Annotated in this window: 13 protein-coding genes; 6 read left to right on the forward strand and 7 right to left on the reverse strand. The window is 53.5% G+C overall.

The window, feature by feature from the left end; genetic code table 11:
• The first annotated feature begins 88 nt into the window (after window positions 1–88).
• Entirely contained in the window at window positions 89–361 is a 273-nt protein-coding gene (locus HV352_RS18450; protein WP_016151950.1) for a YceK/YidQ family lipoprotein, read from the forward strand.
• 44 nt (window positions 362–405) lie between these two features.
• Here the strand turns inward: HV352_RS18450 and prpE are convergent, their stop codons facing one another.
• From prpE to prpB, 4 genes are all read right to left on the reverse strand, one after another.
• Complete coding sequence (gene prpE, locus HV352_RS18455) at window positions 406–2,292, reverse strand: propionate--CoA ligase (RefSeq protein WP_181634962.1); 1,887 nt, start codon at window positions 2,290–2,292, stop codon at window positions 406–408.
• A 39-nt stretch (window positions 2,293–2,331) separates the two neighbouring features.
• The gene (locus HV352_RS18460) at window positions 2,332–3,783 is read right to left on the reverse strand and encodes a bifunctional 2-methylcitrate dehydratase/aconitate hydratase (protein WP_016155798.1); all 1,452 of its coding nucleotides are present in this window, start codon (window positions 3,781–3,783) and stop codon (window positions 2,332–2,334) included.
• A 38-nt stretch (window positions 3,784–3,821) separates the two neighbouring features.
• Entirely contained in the window at window positions 3,822–4,991 is a 1,170-nt protein-coding gene (gene prpC / locus HV352_RS18465; protein ID WP_016151947.1) for a 2-methylcitrate synthase, read from the reverse strand.
• Between the two features lie 80 nt (window positions 4,992–5,071).
• The gene (gene prpB, locus HV352_RS18470) at window positions 5,072–5,953 is read right to left on the reverse strand and encodes a methylisocitrate lyase (RefSeq protein ID WP_016155797.1); all 882 of its coding nucleotides are present in this window, start codon (window positions 5,951–5,953) and stop codon (window positions 5,072–5,074) included.
• Window positions 5,954–6,204: 251 nt separating this feature from the next.
• Between prpB and prpR the strand changes: the two genes are divergently transcribed.
• Complete coding sequence (gene prpR, locus HV352_RS18475; RefSeq protein ID WP_046275626.1) at window positions 6,205–7,815, forward strand: propionate catabolism operon regulatory protein PrpR; 1,611 nt, start codon at window positions 6,205–6,207, stop codon at window positions 7,813–7,815.
• 32 nt (window positions 7,816–7,847) lie between these two features.
• Here the strand turns inward: prpR and yahO are convergent, their stop codons facing one another.
• Window positions 7,848–8,123 carry a DUF1471 family periplasmic protein YahO gene (gene yahO, locus HV352_RS18480; RefSeq protein ID WP_016151944.1) on the reverse strand — a complete coding sequence of 92 codons (276 nt, stop codon included), beginning with the start codon at window positions 8,121–8,123 and terminating at the stop codon, window positions 7,848–7,850.
• Window positions 8,124–8,396: 273 nt separating this feature from the next.
• On the opposite strand from yahO, the gene HV352_RS18485 reads away from it, so the two are divergent.
• From HV352_RS18485 to HV352_RS18500, 4 genes are all read left to right on the forward strand, one after another.
• On the forward strand, window positions 8,397–9,029 hold the full coding sequence (locus HV352_RS18485; RefSeq protein WP_003830900.1) for a LysE family transporter: 633 nt from the start codon (window positions 8,397–8,399) through the stop codon (window positions 9,027–9,029).
• Window positions 9,030–9,108: 79 nt separating this feature from the next.
• Complete coding sequence (locus HV352_RS18490; RefSeq protein WP_016151942.1) at window positions 9,109–10,497, forward strand: diguanylate cyclase; 1,389 nt, start codon at window positions 9,109–9,111, stop codon at window positions 10,495–10,497.
• Between the two features lie 219 nt (window positions 10,498–10,716).
• Window positions 10,717–11,811: a 4Fe-4S binding protein gene (locus HV352_RS18495; RefSeq protein ID WP_032931024.1), complete on the forward strand. Its 1,095-nt coding sequence runs from the start codon at window positions 10,717–10,719 to the stop codon at window positions 11,809–11,811.
• A 183-nt stretch (window positions 11,812–11,994) separates the two neighbouring features.
• Window positions 11,995–12,504 (forward strand): hypothetical protein, encoded by a 510-nt coding sequence (locus tag HV352_RS18500; RefSeq protein WP_225836838.1) that lies wholly within the window; start codon window positions 11,995–11,997, stop codon window positions 12,502–12,504.
• A gap of 106 nt (window positions 12,505–12,610) precedes the next feature.
• Here HV352_RS18500 and foxA read toward each other — a convergent pair whose 3' ends face one another.
• Both foxA and HV352_RS18510 read right to left on the reverse strand, forming a co-directional pair.
• The gene (gene foxA, locus HV352_RS18505; protein WP_087121825.1) at window positions 12,611–14,719 is read right to left on the reverse strand and encodes a ferrioxamine B receptor FoxA; all 2,109 of its coding nucleotides are present in this window, start codon (window positions 14,717–14,719) and stop codon (window positions 12,611–12,613) included.
• 121 nt (window positions 14,720–14,840) lie between these two features.
• The gene (locus HV352_RS18510; protein WP_032931274.1) at window positions 14,841–15,824 is read right to left on the reverse strand and encodes a helix-turn-helix transcriptional regulator; all 984 of its coding nucleotides are present in this window, start codon (window positions 15,822–15,824) and stop codon (window positions 14,841–14,843) included.
• Window positions 15,825–15,975: the final 151 nt, after the last annotated feature.

Raw genomic sequence — 15,975 nt, forward strand, 5'->3', positions numbered from 1 at the left:
AGTCCTGACCTGGTGGTTTAAGTTCCGAGGACAACACGCCGCTTTTTTATCGTTATGATAAAAAAGCGGCGAGAAGCCAGGTCATAGCATGAGCAAAAAGACGGTTGCGGTAACAACGCTCTTTATCAGCGTATTACTTACAGGATGTGGCAGCATTGATGCGCGCACGGCAGGCGAGGATTCAGATACGTATTACGTGGGTATGCGCCATGATATTGATAAACTAAAAAACCCGGGCGCTTACGATTATAACTATTTCGATTTAGCACTATTATTTGTTGATGTGCCGTTATCGTTCGTGGCCGATACGGTTTATGCGCCGTTTGATTACTATCACGGGCCGTATAAGAAAGTTGATTAACACGTAGGCCCGGTAAGCATTGCGCCACCGGGCATCACACGACGTTACTCCTCGATCGCCTGACGGATTTGCTGCAACGATGCGGGATCGTCAATGGTCGTCAGATCGCCAGGATCGCGGCCTTCGCAGATCGCCTGAATCGTCCGTCTGAGCATTTTGCCGGAGCGTGTTTTCGGCAGCTGCGACACAAACCAGACGTGCGCCGGACGACCAAAATTACCAATTTGACTGTCCACCAGCGCCATAATCGCCTTCTCTTCCGAATGGGCAATGTCGCTGTCTTCCAGACTGTCGCTCTGTTTTGGAATAACGAACGCGACCGCCACCTGCCCTTTCAGCGCATCCTTCACGCCAACTACCGCCACCTCGGCGACGTTTGGATAGCTGGAAATACTCTCCTCTATCTCGCGCGTCCCCAGCCGGTGTCCGGCCACGTTGATCACGTCATCCGTACGGCCCAGAATGAAGTAATAGCCATCGGCATCGCGAATACCCCAGTCAAAGGTGGCGTACACCAGGCGGGAAAACAGCGACCAGTAGGTATTCACAAACCGCGCGTCATCCCCCCAGATAGTCTGAATACAGCCCGGCGGCAGCGGCCCTTCAATCACCAGCATCCCCTTCTCGTTCGCCGCACAAGGTTCACCGGTCACCTCATTGAGCAACTGCACGTTATAGCCGTACATCGGCACGCCAGGACTGCCCAGCCGCGACGGTCGGTCGTCCAGCCCGCGGGCGATAGCCATAATCGGCCAGCCGGATTCAGTCTGCCAATAGTTGTCGATAACCGGGACGCCCAGCGTTTCCGTTACCCAACTGGCGGTCGGTTCGTCCAGCGGCTCACCCGCCAGATACAGCACCTCCAGCGAGGAGAGATCGTGATTGCGGATTTGCGCGGTTGGGAATTTTTTCAGCACGCGGATGGCGGTCGGGGCCGAGAACATCCGGCTGACCTGATACTTCTCAACAATTTTCCACCATACGCCGCAGTCCGGATACGTTGGCAGCCCTTCGTAAACCACCGTCGCCATCCCCGCCAGCAGCGGGGCATACACGATATAGGAATGCCCAACCACCCAGCCGATATCCGACGCGCAGAAGAACACGCCGCCCGCTTTGCCGCCGAAAATGGTGTCCATCGAGGTCGCCAGCGCGACCGCGTAACCACCAACGTCGCGCTGGACGCCTTTCGGTTTACCGGTTGTCCCGGAGGTGTAGAGAATGCAGGACGTTTCGTTCGACTCCAGCCAGACAACCGGCACCCGTGCGCCGAGATGCTGTTGGCGTAGCGCGGCAAAGTCGAGGTCACGCCCCTCCACCCGCGCCATTTTCGCCAGACCGCGGTCGACCAGCACCACATGACGCGGCTGATGCTGAGCCTGATCGATCGCATCATCGAGTAGCTTTTTATAGGGCAGGATCTTGCCGCCGCGCGCCCCGGCATCCGCCGAAACGATAACCACCGGTCGGGCGTCATCGATGCGCGCCGCCACGCTGTGCGAAGCAAAACCACCGAACACCACTGAATGGATCGCCCCAATGCGTGCGCAGGCCAGCAGCGTAATGTGCGCTTCGGCGATCATCGGCATATAAACCAGTACCCGATCCCCGCGCTGTACGCCGAGCGACAACAGCATCGCTGCCACAACATTCACTTCGTCATACAACTGACGAAAGGTAAACGTGCGTTCTTCTTCGGTTTCTGATGACACAGCAATCAGCGCCAGCGCCTCGGGCTGTTTCTCCAGCCAGCGGTCGATGGCGTTATGGCACAGATTGGTCGTCCCGCCGCAAAACCAGCGGGCAAACGGCGGATTGCTGTGGTCCAGTATCTGCGTATACGGCTGCTGCCAGTCAATACGCTGGGCCTGCTCGGCCCAGAACGACTCCGGCTGCGTAATAGAACGTTGATAAAACTCGCTATAAGACATAATGCTCTCCTGTTGAACTTACGCCTGATGAGTCGGGTTTCAGATAACAAACAAATCCATATACTCATTGACCGGCATCTGCTCCAGGCGAGTTCTGTCCAGGGAGACATCCAGAATGCGCTGCTGCTGACGGGTCGGGAACTGACGCGCCAGGTTGATTTTGAACTTCTCGACCAGCTTCGGCATCCCGTCGTTACGACGGCGCGCGTGGCCGATTGGGTACTCCACCACCACTTCTTCAAAACGTGAGCCATCGGTGAATTCCAGGGTGATGGCATTCGCGATGGCGCGTTTTTCAGGATCGTGGTAATCGGCTGTAAAAGCCGGATCTTCAAAGCAGTTGATCTTCTCGCGCAGGGCATCAATGCGTTTGTCCTGCGCCACGCCGTCTTCATAATCTGCCGCGGTTAAACGCCCGAACAGCAGCGGAATGGCGACCATATACTGGATGCAGTGATCGCGATCCGCCGGGTTATTCAGCGGGCCTTTTTTATCGATGATGCGGATACAGGCTTCGTGCGTACGAATGGTCACTTTTTCGATATCCGCCGCCGTTTTCCCTGCAGCCTGTAGCTGCTCGTACAGCGTCATCGCCGCCTCTACCGCAGTCTGCGAGTGGAACTCGGCCGGGAAGGAGATTTTAAACAGCACGTTTTCCATCACATAAGAGCCGTACGGGCGCTGGAAGCGGAACGATTCGCCTTTGAAAGAGACGTCATAAAAGCCCCAGGTTTTCGCCGTCAGCGCAGACGGATACCCCATCTCACCAGTTTTCGCCATCAGCGCCAGACGTACCGCGCGCGAGGTTGCATCGCCAGCTGCCCAGGATTTACGCGTGCCGGTATTTGGCGCATGGCGATAGGTACGCAGCGACTGACCGTCAACCCACGCCAGCGATACGGCGTTGAGAATTTCATCCCGGTTCAGGCCAAGCATCTCGGCGACCACCGCCGTGGAGGCCACTTTTACCAGCAGGACGTGATCGAGACCGACGCGGTTAAAAGAGTTTTCCAGCGCGATGCAGCCCTGAATTTCATGGGCTTTAATCATTCCGGTGAGCACTTTTTTCATGGTTAACGGCGCTTTCCCCACTGCTACCGCATTGCGTGATAGCCAGTCAGCCGTGGCCAGAATGCCGCCGAGGTTATCGGAAGGATGACCCCATTCCGCGGCCAGCCAGGTGTCGTTAAAGTCCAGCCAGCGGATCATCGCGCCGATGTTAAACGCCGCCTGCACCGGATCGAGCTGGAACTGGGTGCCCGGAACGCGCACGCCGTTCGGCACCACAGTCCCTGGGACTACCGGCCCCAGCAGTTTTTTACAGGCCGGATATTCCAGCGCTTCCAGGCCGCAGCCTAAGGTATCAAGCAGGCAATAATGCGCGGTGTCATACGCTACCGTCGAAGTGATCTCGTAATTCATGACGTAATCAACAATATCAACGATTTCACGGTCAAATTCCGGGCGGACGTTCGAAATATGTGCAGACATAACAAGGGTTCCTGTTTTTTATATTTAGAGGTTTTGTATTAGCAACGCTGATCTATCGCGACAAAGACACGATCTTCCGGGCCGGTGTAATTGGCGGAAGGACGGATAATTTTGTTGTCCTGGCGCTGTTCAATGATGTGCGCCGCCCAGCCGGTGACGCGGGCGATGACAAACAGCGGTGTGAACATTTCAGTCGGGACGCCCATCATGTTGTAGGAGACTGCCGAGAACCAGTCGAGGTTGGGGAACATCTTTTTCGTTTCCCACATCACGTCTTCCAGACGGTCGGCGATGTTGTACATTTTCAGCGAACCGCCTTCCTGAGAAAGCTGTTTCGCCACGCGCTTTATCACCTGATGGCGCGGGTCGGCGATGGTGTAAACCGGATGACCAAAGCCAATCACCACTTCTTTGTTTTCAACGCGTTTACGGATATCCGCTTCCGCTTCGTCTGGCGTTTCGTAGCGCTGTTGGATCTCCAGCGATACTTCATTCGCCCCGCCGTGTTTCGGACCACGCAGTGCGCCAATCGCGCCAATAATCGCGGAATACATATCGGATCCGGTCCCTGCAATCACGCGGCTGGTGAAGGTGGAGGCGTTGAATTCGTGTTCGGCGTACAGCACCAGCGAAATATGCATCGCTTTTTCCCAGCTTCGCGACGGCTTTTCGCCATGCAGCAGATGCAGGAAGTGGCCGCCAATGGAATCATCGTCAGTTTCAGGCTGAATACGCTCGCCGTTATGGCTGTAGTGATACCAGTACAGGAGAATAGAACTGAGCGATGCCAGCAGCTTGTCGGCAATATCGCGTGCGCCGGAGACGGTATGCCCTTCTTTTTCCGGCAACGTACAACCCAGCGCGGAGACGCCGGTGCGCATCACGTCCATCGGGTGCGAGGCAGCAGGCAGCGCTTCCAGAACGGTACGCACGTTTGCGGGCAGTCCGCGCAGCGCTTTTAATTTGCTTTTATAGGCGGTGAGCTCATCACGGGTGGGCAATTTCCCGTGGATCAGCAGGTGCGCGACTTCTTCAAATTCGCACTGCTGCGCCAGGTCGAGAATATCGTAGCCCCGATAGTGCAGGTCGTTACCGCTTTTGCCTACGGTACACAGCGCGGTATTTCCGGCTGCGACGCCTGACAGCGCAACCGATTTTTTAGGTTTAATGACATGGGTACTATTTTGCAGGATCGTTGTGTCGCTCATGTTGTCCTCGTCATTTTTATAATATGTAGGGTACAAATTTATTGCCGGATGGCGGCTACGCCTTATCCGGCCTACGACGGTTACTTCTTGGTATACAACGCGTCGAGTTTCTCTTCGAACTGGTAGTAATTGATGCTTTCGTACAGCTCGTTGCGCGTCTGCATAATGTCGATAACGCTCTTTTGCGTTCCTTCCTGGCGCAGCACGTTGTAAACCTTTTCCGCAGCGCGGTTCATGGCGCGGAAGGCCGACAGTGGATACAGCGCCATCGCGACGTTCGCGCTGCGCAGTTCATCGGTGGTGAACAGTGGCGTAGCGCCAAATTCGGTAATGTTGGCGAGGATCGGCACCTGTACCGCATCGGCAAACTGACGGTACATGGCAAGCTCGGTAATGGCTTCCGGGAACAACATATCCGCGCCTGCTTCGACGTACGCCTGGGCACGTTCGATGGCGGCCTCTAACCCTTCCACCGCCAATGCATCGGTCCGCGCCATGATCACAAAGTTGGGATCGGTACGCGCATCGACGGCGGCGCGGATCCTGTCGACCATCTCTTCTTTCGAGACGATCGCCTTGTTCGGGCGATGACCGCAGCGTTTGGCGCCGATCTGATCTTCAATATGCAGCGCGGCGGCACCGGCTTTGGAAATTGACTTCACGGTCCGCGCCACGTTGAAAGCTGACGATCCAAAACCGATATCCGCATCCACCAGCAATGGCAGCGGGCAAACATCAGTAATGCGGCGAATATCGGTTAGCACATCATCAAGGGTAGAAATACCGAGATCCGGCAGACCCAGAGACCCAGCCGCGACGCCGCCGCCGGAGAGATAAATCGCCTGATATCCGGCGCGTTGGGCCAGCAGAGCGTGGTTGGCGTTGATGGTGCCAACGATTTGTAATGGGTTTTCTTTGCTGAGCGCGGCGCGAAACGCCTGCCCTGGGGAGTGTAGAGACATATCCCGTCCTTTGTTATCAACTTGTTATCGTTCGTTGATTTATTTAAAGCAAGGGGTATGCCAAAGACCTTAATTTTTAATTAATTTATATATTTATCTTTAAAAACAATATATTAAATTAAATCCTTGTATCTTTGTTGCACAAAAGCGTGTCAGCTATCGTTTCATGAAACGTTCCTTCACGTTTCATTGCAACATTAATGAAACACAACTAAACCCTAATACTCGGTGCCTTACTTTTTAGGATGGTTATGGCTGATACGCATCTTCCGCCGCGGGTGAACGACGACAAACCGGTTATCTGGACCGTTTCGGTCACGCGCCTGTTCGAACTGTTTCGCGACATCAGCCTGGAGTTCGACCACCTGGCAACCATCACCCCTATTCAGCTTGGTTTTGAAAAAGCGGTGACGTATATCCGCAAGAAGTTAGCCACCGAGCGTTGTGATGCCATCATTGCCGCGGGTTCCAACGGGGCGTATCTGAAAAGCCGTTTATCGATTCCGGTGATCCTGATTAAACCCAGCGGGTTTGACGTGCTACAGGCGCTGGCCAAAGCGGGAAAGCTCACCTCGTCGATTGGCGTCATTACCTATCAGGAAACCCTCCCCGCGCTGCTCGCTTTTCAAAAAACCTTCAATTTGCAGCTTGAACAACGCAGCTATATCACGGAAGAAGATGCCCGTGGGCAAATCAACGAGCTGAAGGCCAGCGGCACGCAGGCGGTCGTCGGCGCGGGGTTGATTACCGACCTGGCTGAAGAAGCAGGCATGACCGGCATCTTTATCTATTCGGCGGCCACCGTGCGCCAGGCCTTTGTCGATGCGCTCGATATGACTCGTCTGACGCTGCGCAGAAACGGTCCGTACGTTTCCGGCGATACGCTGCGCACCCGCTATGCGCTGGGGGATATGCGCGGTCACTCGGCACAGATGGAACAGGTGCGGCACACCATTATGCTTTATGCCCGTTCGCGTGCGCCGGTGCTGATTCAGGGCGAAACCGGCACGGGCAAAGAGCTGGCGGCGCAGGCAATTCATCGTGAGTTTTTCACCCGTCAGGAGAATCGGCGCGGTAAACCTTCGCCGCCGTTTGTTGCCGTCAACTGCGGGGCAATCACCGAATCATTACTGGAGGCGGAGCTGTTCGGCTATGAGGATGGCGCCTTTACCGGCTCCCGTCGGGGAGGACGCGCGGGCCTGTTTGAAATCGCCCACGGCGGAACGCTGTTTCTTGATGAGATAGGCGAAATGCCGCTGCCGTTACAAACCCGACTGCTGCGCGTGCTGGAAGAAAAAGAGGTCACCCGGGTCGGTGGACATCAGCCGATTCCGGTCGATGTACGAGTGATTAGCGCCACCCACTGTCATCTGGAGCAGGAGATAAAACAGGGAGAATTTCGCACCGATCTGTTTTATCGCCTGAGTATTTTGCGCCTCACGCTACCGCCGCTACGCGAGCGATTGCCCGATATCCTGCCGCTGGCGGAAGGCTTTTTAAAACAGTCGCTGGCGGAACTGGAGGTGCCGTTTTCTGAACCTGTGCGCAAGGGGCTGGGTCTGAGTCAACCGACGTTACTGAATTATGGCTGGCCTGGGAATATCCGTGAACTGCGTAATATGATGGAGCGCCTGGCGCTGTTTTTAAGCGTCGAGCCGCAGCCGGAGCTGAACGTACAATTCCTGCAGCAGCTGTTACCGGAACTGGCCGTTGCTGCTGACGCGCCGCAGGTATCCTCATCGCTGACGCCGCAGCAGGTGCTGGCGCAATTCAATGGCGATAAAACCGCGGCTGCACGATATCTCGGGGTAAGCCGAACCACCTTCTGGCGCAGATTAAAAGAAAACCCGCCGATACAATGACCGGCGGGTATCGTGATTTTTACAGTAGCGTATTATTTTTTCTTGTAGATATTGGCTGTGCCATGGATTTTATTATCCGTTTGACCGGAGGTTAATACCACCACATCGGCCCCTTTCTCTTCTGCTTTCTTCAGCAGCTCTTCTTTAGCGTCTGAGACAGAAACTTCATTACTCGTTGAGATATCACCGATTTTTGTGTACTGCGACTCAACCTTTTCAAATTCAAGTTTTGTCATAAATTCCGCGGCATATGCGTTGGTCACGACAAAAGCTAATGCACCAATAAGTACTTTAATTCCAGTTTTCATAGACCAGCTCCAGGTTTTGTTATTACGCCATCATCGATCCCTGAACATTACATAACGCGATTCAAGGATGATTAATAACTAGTCCAGCCTGGATAAAAAATCCACATTCAGCAGGAATATATAGAGATTTTGCGGCGCAGAAAAAACCGGTCACCGGGTAGCAGCGCGTCAACCTGTTCAAAGTTTCAATAGCCAGTGTGAGTTGATCCTCAGAACAGACAGCGCACTGAAATTATAGTGTTAACTTTATGAGAATCTGAGGAATTGTTGTCTATGGAACCTCTGCACGCCGTCGTACTCACCGTCAGCCTGTTTGTTTTAACTTTTTTTAACCCCGGCGCGAACCTGTTTGTGGTGGTGCAAACCAGCCTGGCGTCAGGGCGACGCGCGGGCGTGATGACCGGTCTGGGTGTCGCCTTAGGCGATGCGTTCTACTCCGGCCTCGGGCTCTTTGGCATGGCGACGCTTATCACTCAGTGTGAAGAAATTTTTTCGTTGATTAAGATTGTCGGCGGCGCCTATCTGCTGTGGTTCGCCTGGAACAGCATCCGGCATCAGGCTACACCGCAAATGCCAACGCTACAGCAGCCGCTTTCCGCCCCCTGGTATGTGTTTTTCCGCCGTGGGTTATTAACGGATTTATCTAATCCGCAAACCGTGCTGTTTTTTATTAGTATCTTCTCGGTCACCTTAAGCGCAGACACGCCAACGTGGGCCAGGTTGATGGCCTGGGCCGGCATTGTGTTGTCTTCCGTTATCTGGCGTATTTTTCTCAGCCAGGCGTTTTCGTTGCCCGCCGTGCGCCGTGCGTATGGCCGAATCCAACGGGTTGCCAGCCGGGTGATTGGCGCCATTATTGGTGTCTTCGCGCTCAGGCTTATTTATGAAGGTATTAGCCATCGATAAGAGAGTTTAACTTGACCATCGTGAGGTAATTGTCCGTAATACCGCCTGAATTTTTAATCGCACGTTGAGTGGCAGTAAGATGGAACAGGTTGAACCGGTAAACGACACATTACTCCTTACAGAATGGCAGGCGCTGTTACGTCAAACATCGCCTGAAGTTCACACGCTCCTGACATCGTTAAGCGATGAAGAGATCCGCCATTTAGTAACCGTTTTTTATGACTATATGCTCTCCCATGCGGAGAGCGCATTGTTCCTCAATACAGAACAGGTCAGTACCCGCCTCAGCGGCAGCATGTTTGACTGGCTGCGCAGCGTACTTGGCAGCGCCCACGAAGATCTCTCACAACTGCTGGCCAAACAGCGCAAAATTGGTGTGGTGCATGCCCGTATCGGCCTGCCCATCGATCTGGTTAACCGCGGCGCGCGCAAGCTGAAAGATGAGCTGTACAGGGTGTTAAAAACAAAGGCAGATTCCACTCCCGCCTTGCTGAGCGATGCTATCTGTTTCAGCAGTCTGGCAATGGATACTGCGCTGGAGGCCATGACGGTCTCCTATTCCCCCAGTTTTCAAAACTCTATGCACACGCAGGAGCAGTACCGTCTACAGACTATTTACGATGACGTTAACGTCGAGCGCGAGCGGCAAATCCGTTCGTTTACCGACTGGGAAAACCAGTTTATCTATAACATCGCCACCGGAATGCCTTTCGGTGAGATGGTGTTTCTGGCGAATTCTGACTTCGGTATGTGGTTATCACATAAGGGAAAACATATCCTCGGCAACAGCAATCTGCTGAATAAGATGGAATCACTGATTGCAGAGATCGACAGTCGTCTGACAACAACCCTGTCGCATCAGCATCAGCCGACAGAACCCGAGCGGATGAGCTTATTGCAGGATGTACGCCAGCTATCGGCAAAAATCCATTTCCTGCTCGCCTCAATGTTCGACGCGCTGGTTAAGCAGGAAAATGGTAAAGATTCGCTGACCCAGTTGCTTAATCGCCGCTTTATTCCGACCATCATGCGGCGCGAGATCTCGCTGGCGTTACATACGCGTAAGCCTTTTACCCTGGCGATGCTGGATATCGACTACTTCAAGCAAATTAACGATAACTTCGGGCATAATACTGGCGATCTGACGCTCAAAAACGTCGCGGCGGTCATTTACGATCATATCCGCAGCAGCGATTACGTGTTCCGCTACGGTGGCGAAGAATTTATGATTCTGCTCGTCGAGTCAGATGAAACACAGGCCAGTATTATTCTGGAAACGCTGCGTATGAAAATTGCCGAGATGCGCATGGCAGCCTCAGCGACAGAAACGTTTTCTATTACCGTCAGTATTGGTATTGCCGAATATGACTATCATCCCGACTATAAACAGTTGGTTGATAAAGCCGATCGCGCACTTTATCTGGCGAAAAGTAATGGCCGCGACCGCGTTGAGGTTTATCAGGAATAATCGTTGCCCTGCAGAGAAATAAATACCCCGTTCAGGGTATTTATCTGACCTGTGATAAATATCGGGCTGTTATTATTTTTCAGGCATATTGGCATGAAGAAAATAACAGCCGCGTAATAAGATGCAAATCAAATACACCAAATCTGAATAGCACTAGCATATCCCGGTGATGACGCCTTCTGAATGCAGAAGGGGAAATATGAGGGATACTATAAAACCATGAACGGGAAGATGAGAACGCGCTGGCAGCGCCGCCCAGGCACGACCGGGGGTAAACTGCCGTGGAATGACTGGCGCAACGCCAGCAGCTGGCGAAAAGCCACCCAGTTTCTCCTGCTGGCTATCAATATTTATATTGGCGTGGCGTTCTGGTATTGGGTCCGCTATTTCGAAACCGCCGGCACCAGCGTTTATATTCCAAGGCCCGGCGGTATTGAGGGATGGCTGCCGATAGCGGGTTTGATGAATTTCCGCTATACGCTAGAGACCGGTTTTCTTCCGCCTATCCATGCCGCCTCAATGCTGCTGTTAGTTGCGTTTATCCTGATTAGCCTGTTGTTAAAAAAAGCTTTCTGTTCATGGTTATGCCCGGTGGGGACGCTTTCCGAACTGCTCGGTAATCTGGGGAGAAAATTATTCGGTCGTAACTTTACGCTGCCGCGCTGGCTGGATATCCCGCTGCTCAGCCTGAAGTATCTGCTGCTGGGGTTTTTCTTGTATATCGCCCTGTCGATGCCCGCCCAGGGGATTCAGTACTTTCTGACGTCAGCCTATGGAATCATCATCGATGTGAAGATGCTCGATTTCTTTCGCCATATTGGCTCCGCCACGCTCATCTCCGTGGTGGTTATCAGCCTCCTGAGCCTGTTTATTCGCAACGCCTGGTGTCGTTATCTGTGTCCTTACGGCGCACTGCTTGGTCTGTTCTCGCTGTTCTCGCCGTTTAAAATCCGCCGCAACGCCGACAGTTGCATTGATTGCGGGAAATGCGCGAAAAATTGCCCATCGAAAATCCCGGTCGACAGACTGATTCAGGTGCGTACTGTGGAATGCACTGGCTGCATGACCTGTGTTGAATCCTGTCCGGTGGCTTCAACGCTGAGCTTTTCCCTGCAGACACCGCCGGGTGCAAAAGGCAGCGGTAAAGCGTTATGGCGACAAACGGCACTGTCGGGTGTTGCCATGACAATACTGGTACTGGGGATTCTGTTTGCCACCATTGGTTATGCGGTATATGCCAATGTCTGGGATACGCCGGTGCCGGATCACCTGTATTTCCAGTTGATCCCGAAAGCAAAAATGATCGGCCATTAATTCTTTACCAGTATGTTCAAAACCCCTGCCAATTCTGGCAGGGTTTCCTGCCTGTAACGCCATTTTAAGACTATTGCACTTGTGTCATCGTGCCCCCGTTTATACAACCTTAAATATCACCCTAATCATTTTTTCTATTATGTTATGGGCGACTGGGACCACAATAATGAACGGGATAACATCATGACTAAAATAAAACTGGCGCTGCTTTTACCTCTGTTTCTGGCGGGTTGTACGGTGAGCGATGGAGAATTAAGAAACGCTTACGCTCAGCGTTATCAGCAGCCCGCCGCTTATGTCGATATCTATAAACAGAAAATAGCAGGCATGGATATTAATGCGCTGGCCCAATATGCCGCCGCAGAAGATAAGAAAAAAATGCGTGGGCAGCCAAGACTGAAAATCGACGAATTCATTACCATTGAAAATGTGCAGGCGAAAGGAAACCGGGTGGTCTACGATTACTCGCTGTCCGAGAGCTGGCTGGCGCTGTCCACAGATAAACAGCGTGAAAAGCAGACCAATATGAATAAAGACCTGATCTACCGTACCTGCTCGCTGGAAACGGTACGTCTGGCGCAGGCGAAAGGGTTGGAAGAAGAGCATAACTATTACAGCCAGTACCCAGACAAAGTCGCCTTTACCCTGAGAACCAGCGCGCAGATTTGTATGCAAAACGGTTTTACGCAATAACCGCAATCCCCCAGCCTGATGGCGCTGCGCTTATCAGGCCTACAATTTGCACGCAACTGTAGGCTTGATAAGACGCCAGCGCCGCCATCCGGCTAAAAAACGATACTTAAAACTTCCATGAAACGCTGCCGACAATGCTACGCTCGGCCCCGAAGTAGCAGTATGAGAGCGAATTACAAGCCGCAACGTAGCGCTTGTCGGTCAGGTTGTTGACGTTCAACTGGGCGCTCAACCCTTTAATACCGATATTCGTTAAGTCGTAGCCAATTGCCATATCCACCAGCGTGTAGGACGGCAGAGTGTGAGTATTCAGGCGATCGCTGGCAATACCGTTGACATAACGTACGCCTGAGCCCAGCGTCAGGCCATCCAGCGGACCGCTTTTCACATCGTAGCTCAGCCAGGTACTGGCCTGGTTACGCGGCGCGTACACTGCACGCTTACCCTGCTCTTCCGGGCTGCTTTTCTTATAGCGAATGTCGGTATAGGTATACGCCGCCTGCAGACGGAAGCTCTCCGTCAGTTGGCTAATGGCCTCCAGCTCTACCCCTTCAGACTCAATTTCCCCAATCGAGCGGTACGGATCGGTCGGCTCTTCTTTGGTGGCGATATTCGTCTGATTGATACGGAATACCGACGCGCTGAACTGACTGTTGAGTCCTTCCGGCTCATATTTCAGCCCGGCTTCCCACTGCTTGCCTTTCATCGGATCCAGCAGATTGCCGTTCTCATCGGCAAAGCTGGTTGGCGTAAAGGCGGTGGAATAACTCACATACGGTGCAAAGCCGTTATCGAACAAATAGAGCAGCGCAGCACGGGTGCTGAAGTTGTTTTTGTCCAGATCGCTGCGGGTATCGTTGATCTTATCAATGTTAGAAACGCTCACCTGATCGTAGCGACCGCCGAGCGTAATACGCCAGCGATCCCATGACATCTGATCCTGCAAATAGTAGCCTGTCTGGCGCAGCTTGTGCTTCTCACGCGCATACATGTTGATGTAATCAGGCTGCGCGCCGTATACCGGGTTAAAGGCGTCAATCGGCGGGAATGCACCGTAGTAACCGGTGGTATTGTTGCTGCGATCCTGATAGTCGATCCCCACCAGCACACGGTGGTTGACCTGCCAGGTATCAAAGCTGCCGTCGAGTTGGTTATCCAGCGTAATCGCTGACATTTTTTCATCGGAGCCGGAGTAGCCGCGGTTAAGCTCGGTTTCATTCAGCCAGCCCGCCGCATACACCTGATTCAGCTCAACGTCGGTATGCAGGTAGCGCAGTTTTTGCCGCACCGACCAGCCGTTATCAAACAGGTGCTCAACGTTGTAGCCCACCATGTTTTCACGGCGATCGTATTTGTCGTAATCATCCTCGCCTTCGTAAAAGGTGTTGGAGATCTTTTGCCCGTAATGTGGAACCACGGTGCCGTCATACGGCAGACCGGAGTGGCTTCCGCCTTCCGGGTCACGGTGCAGATAAGCCATCAGATCCAGACGCGTCTGGTCGGTGATGCGCCAGGTCAGGCTGGGCATCAGCGCATAACGTTCTTCCTTCAATGGGCCAAACTGCGAGTCCGCGTAACGCGTCATTCCACTCAGTCGTGCCGCCACGCGATCGTTATCATCCAGCGCCCCAGTGACGTCAAACGCCGCGCCGCGCTGGTTATTGTTGCCAGCAAACAGTTTCACTTCTCCACCGGCATCAAACGACGGCTTACGTGATGTCAGCGCGACAATACCGCCCGGAGAAGAACGGCCATACAGTACGGAAGCCGGGCCGCGTACCACTTCGATATCTTCGAGGAACCACGGATCGACCACCAGCGAGCTGTGTGAGTTGGTGTCCCCCATCATCTTCAGGCCATCGAGATAGACGTTGTCCAGGCTACCATCCGAGAAACCACGCAGCACAATATAGTCAAAGCGGTTGGAGGCACCAATCTGATTGCTGTACACCCCCGGCGTATAGCTCACGGCCTGGCGCACGCTGGTGGCGCCCTGCTCTTCAAACTGTTCACGGGTAATGATCGATACCGACTGAGGCGTTTCAAGATCCGGTGTGGCGAGCTTCGTGGCCCCGCTTTGCATTTGCGAGGTGACAACCACCGTATCGTTTTTTGTTGTTTCCTGCGCCAGCAGTGGAAAAGCCACGCTACCGGTCACCCATCCCACCACTAGCGCCAACCGAGTCTTCGCGAACATGAATATCTCCAAAGGCATGTCTAATTGTAAGTGAGAATTATTACCTTTTTGCTAACAGAGATAGCTATGCAGGATGCCAGGTTGCCTATGCGCAGTGCCAAATTGTCGGGAAGGCACGTGCGCAAAACGTAAAAATGGATTAGCAAAGTTTGAGCACATCGCCAGGCGAAAAGCCGTAACGACGCCGAAATGCGGTGGAGAAGTTGGTAGCATGTTGATAACCCGACATCCAGGCCGCCTGCTGTACGCTGTATCCTTCCAGTAAATAGCCGCGCGCGCGTTCCAGACGGCAATCACGCAGGTAGTCAAAGACGGAACAGCCATAGGCCGCACGGAACTTGCTGCGCAGGCTGCTGGGGCTCATCGCCGCGCGTTGGGCCAGGGCATTGAGGGTGTAGTCATTCTCGGGACTCTGCTCCAGAAGACGACGAACGACCTCCAGCCGCTGCTGTTCACCGCTTGCCGCAAGCCGCTTGCCACTCTCAACCTGACACACGCTGAGGCCATGGCCGAACAGTTGTAATATCAGCCCTTCCAGCATCAGTTGGCGAGAAACATGACCGATCGTGCTCCGCTGCGCATACTGCAGGCCGCTGAGTAAAAACCCCGGCACCTGCCAGATAAGCGTCGGCGTTTCGCATCTTTCCCACTCACGCATCAACGATTCGAGCAACCCCGTGCGCCACGCGCCGTCGGGATACAGACCGAGCGATAACGTGCGCAGTTTGCAGTCAGCATGATGGCGGGCACGCATCGTCTGATGCTCGCTCAGGCGTGAGCTAAACGCCATCCCGGAACGTACCACATGCTCCTGCCCGTTGAGCGTCAGGATGACGCAGCCTTCCAGAACCACCAACATATACAGAGGACTGCTGTGGCGGGAGGTGGTTTCGTAGGGTTGTAGCACCTGCACATCAGAGTGCGTGACACACATCCCGCAGGGGAGCGTCATCTCCTCAACCTCCCCCTGCAGAACGGGGCTGCAAGACGACAAATCCGGCTTTTGCGCCAGCAGGGGAAAGCGGTAATCGATCCCGTAACGCTCACCAAAATCCATAAACTCGCTGACGGAGAAGGTGCGGGCTACGCGTCTGGACGTATTCAGGGCGGTGGTGTTGTTCATGCTGTCTTCTGCACAGGAAATGGGATTAACGGTTGATAACTGAAGCAACATTACCATTACCTGTACAACACAACAATAATAATGAGAATTATTATCAACATGATGTATGCGATTTCATATCGCGCTGGAGAACGTCATTCCCGACATTCTT

The organism is Citrobacter sp. RHBSTW-01044, assembly GCF_013781945.1.
GTDB classification, from domain to species: domain Bacteria; phylum Pseudomonadota; class Gammaproteobacteria; order Enterobacterales; family Enterobacteriaceae; genus Citrobacter; species Citrobacter braakii.

Coding starts and splice junctions, on each gene's coding strand:
- HV352_RS18450 (WP_016151950.1), top strand. CDS start 89: ATGAGCAAAAAGACGGTTGCGGTAACAACGCTCTTTATCAGCGTATTA.
- prpE (WP_181634962.1), bottom strand. CDS start 2,292: ATGTCTTATAGCGAGTTTTATCAACGTTCTATTACGCAGCCGGAGTCG.
- HV352_RS18460 (WP_016155798.1), bottom strand. CDS start 3,783: ATGTCTGCACATATTTCGAACGTCCGCCCGGAATTTGACCGTGAAATC.
- prpC (WP_016151947.1), bottom strand. CDS start 4,991: ATGAGCGACACAACGATCCTGCAAAATAGTACCCATGTCATTAAACCT.
- prpB (WP_016155797.1), bottom strand. CDS start 5,953: ATGTCTCTACACTCCCCAGGGCAGGCGTTTCGCGCCGCGCTCAGCAAA.
- prpR (WP_046275626.1), top strand. CDS start 6,205: ATGGCTGATACGCATCTTCCGCCGCGGGTGAACGACGACAAACCGGTT.
- yahO (WP_016151944.1), bottom strand. CDS start 8,123: ATGAAAACTGGAATTAAAGTACTTATTGGTGCATTAGCTTTTGTCGTG.
- HV352_RS18485 (WP_003830900.1), top strand. CDS start 8,397: ATGGAACCTCTGCACGCCGTCGTACTCACCGTCAGCCTGTTTGTTTTA.
- HV352_RS18490 (WP_016151942.1), top strand. CDS start 9,109: ATGGAACAGGTTGAACCGGTAAACGACACATTACTCCTTACAGAATGG.
- HV352_RS18495 (WP_032931024.1), top strand. CDS start 10,717: ATGAACGGGAAGATGAGAACGCGCTGGCAGCGCCGCCCAGGCACGACC.
- HV352_RS18500 (WP_225836838.1), top strand. CDS start 11,995: ATGACTAAAATAAAACTGGCGCTGCTTTTACCTCTGTTTCTGGCGGGT.
- foxA (WP_087121825.1), bottom strand. CDS start 14,719: ATGCCTTTGGAGATATTCATGTTCGCGAAGACTCGGTTGGCGCTAGTG.
- HV352_RS18510 (WP_032931274.1), bottom strand. CDS start 15,824: ATGAACAACACCACCGCCCTGAATACGTCCAGACGCGTAGCCCGCACC.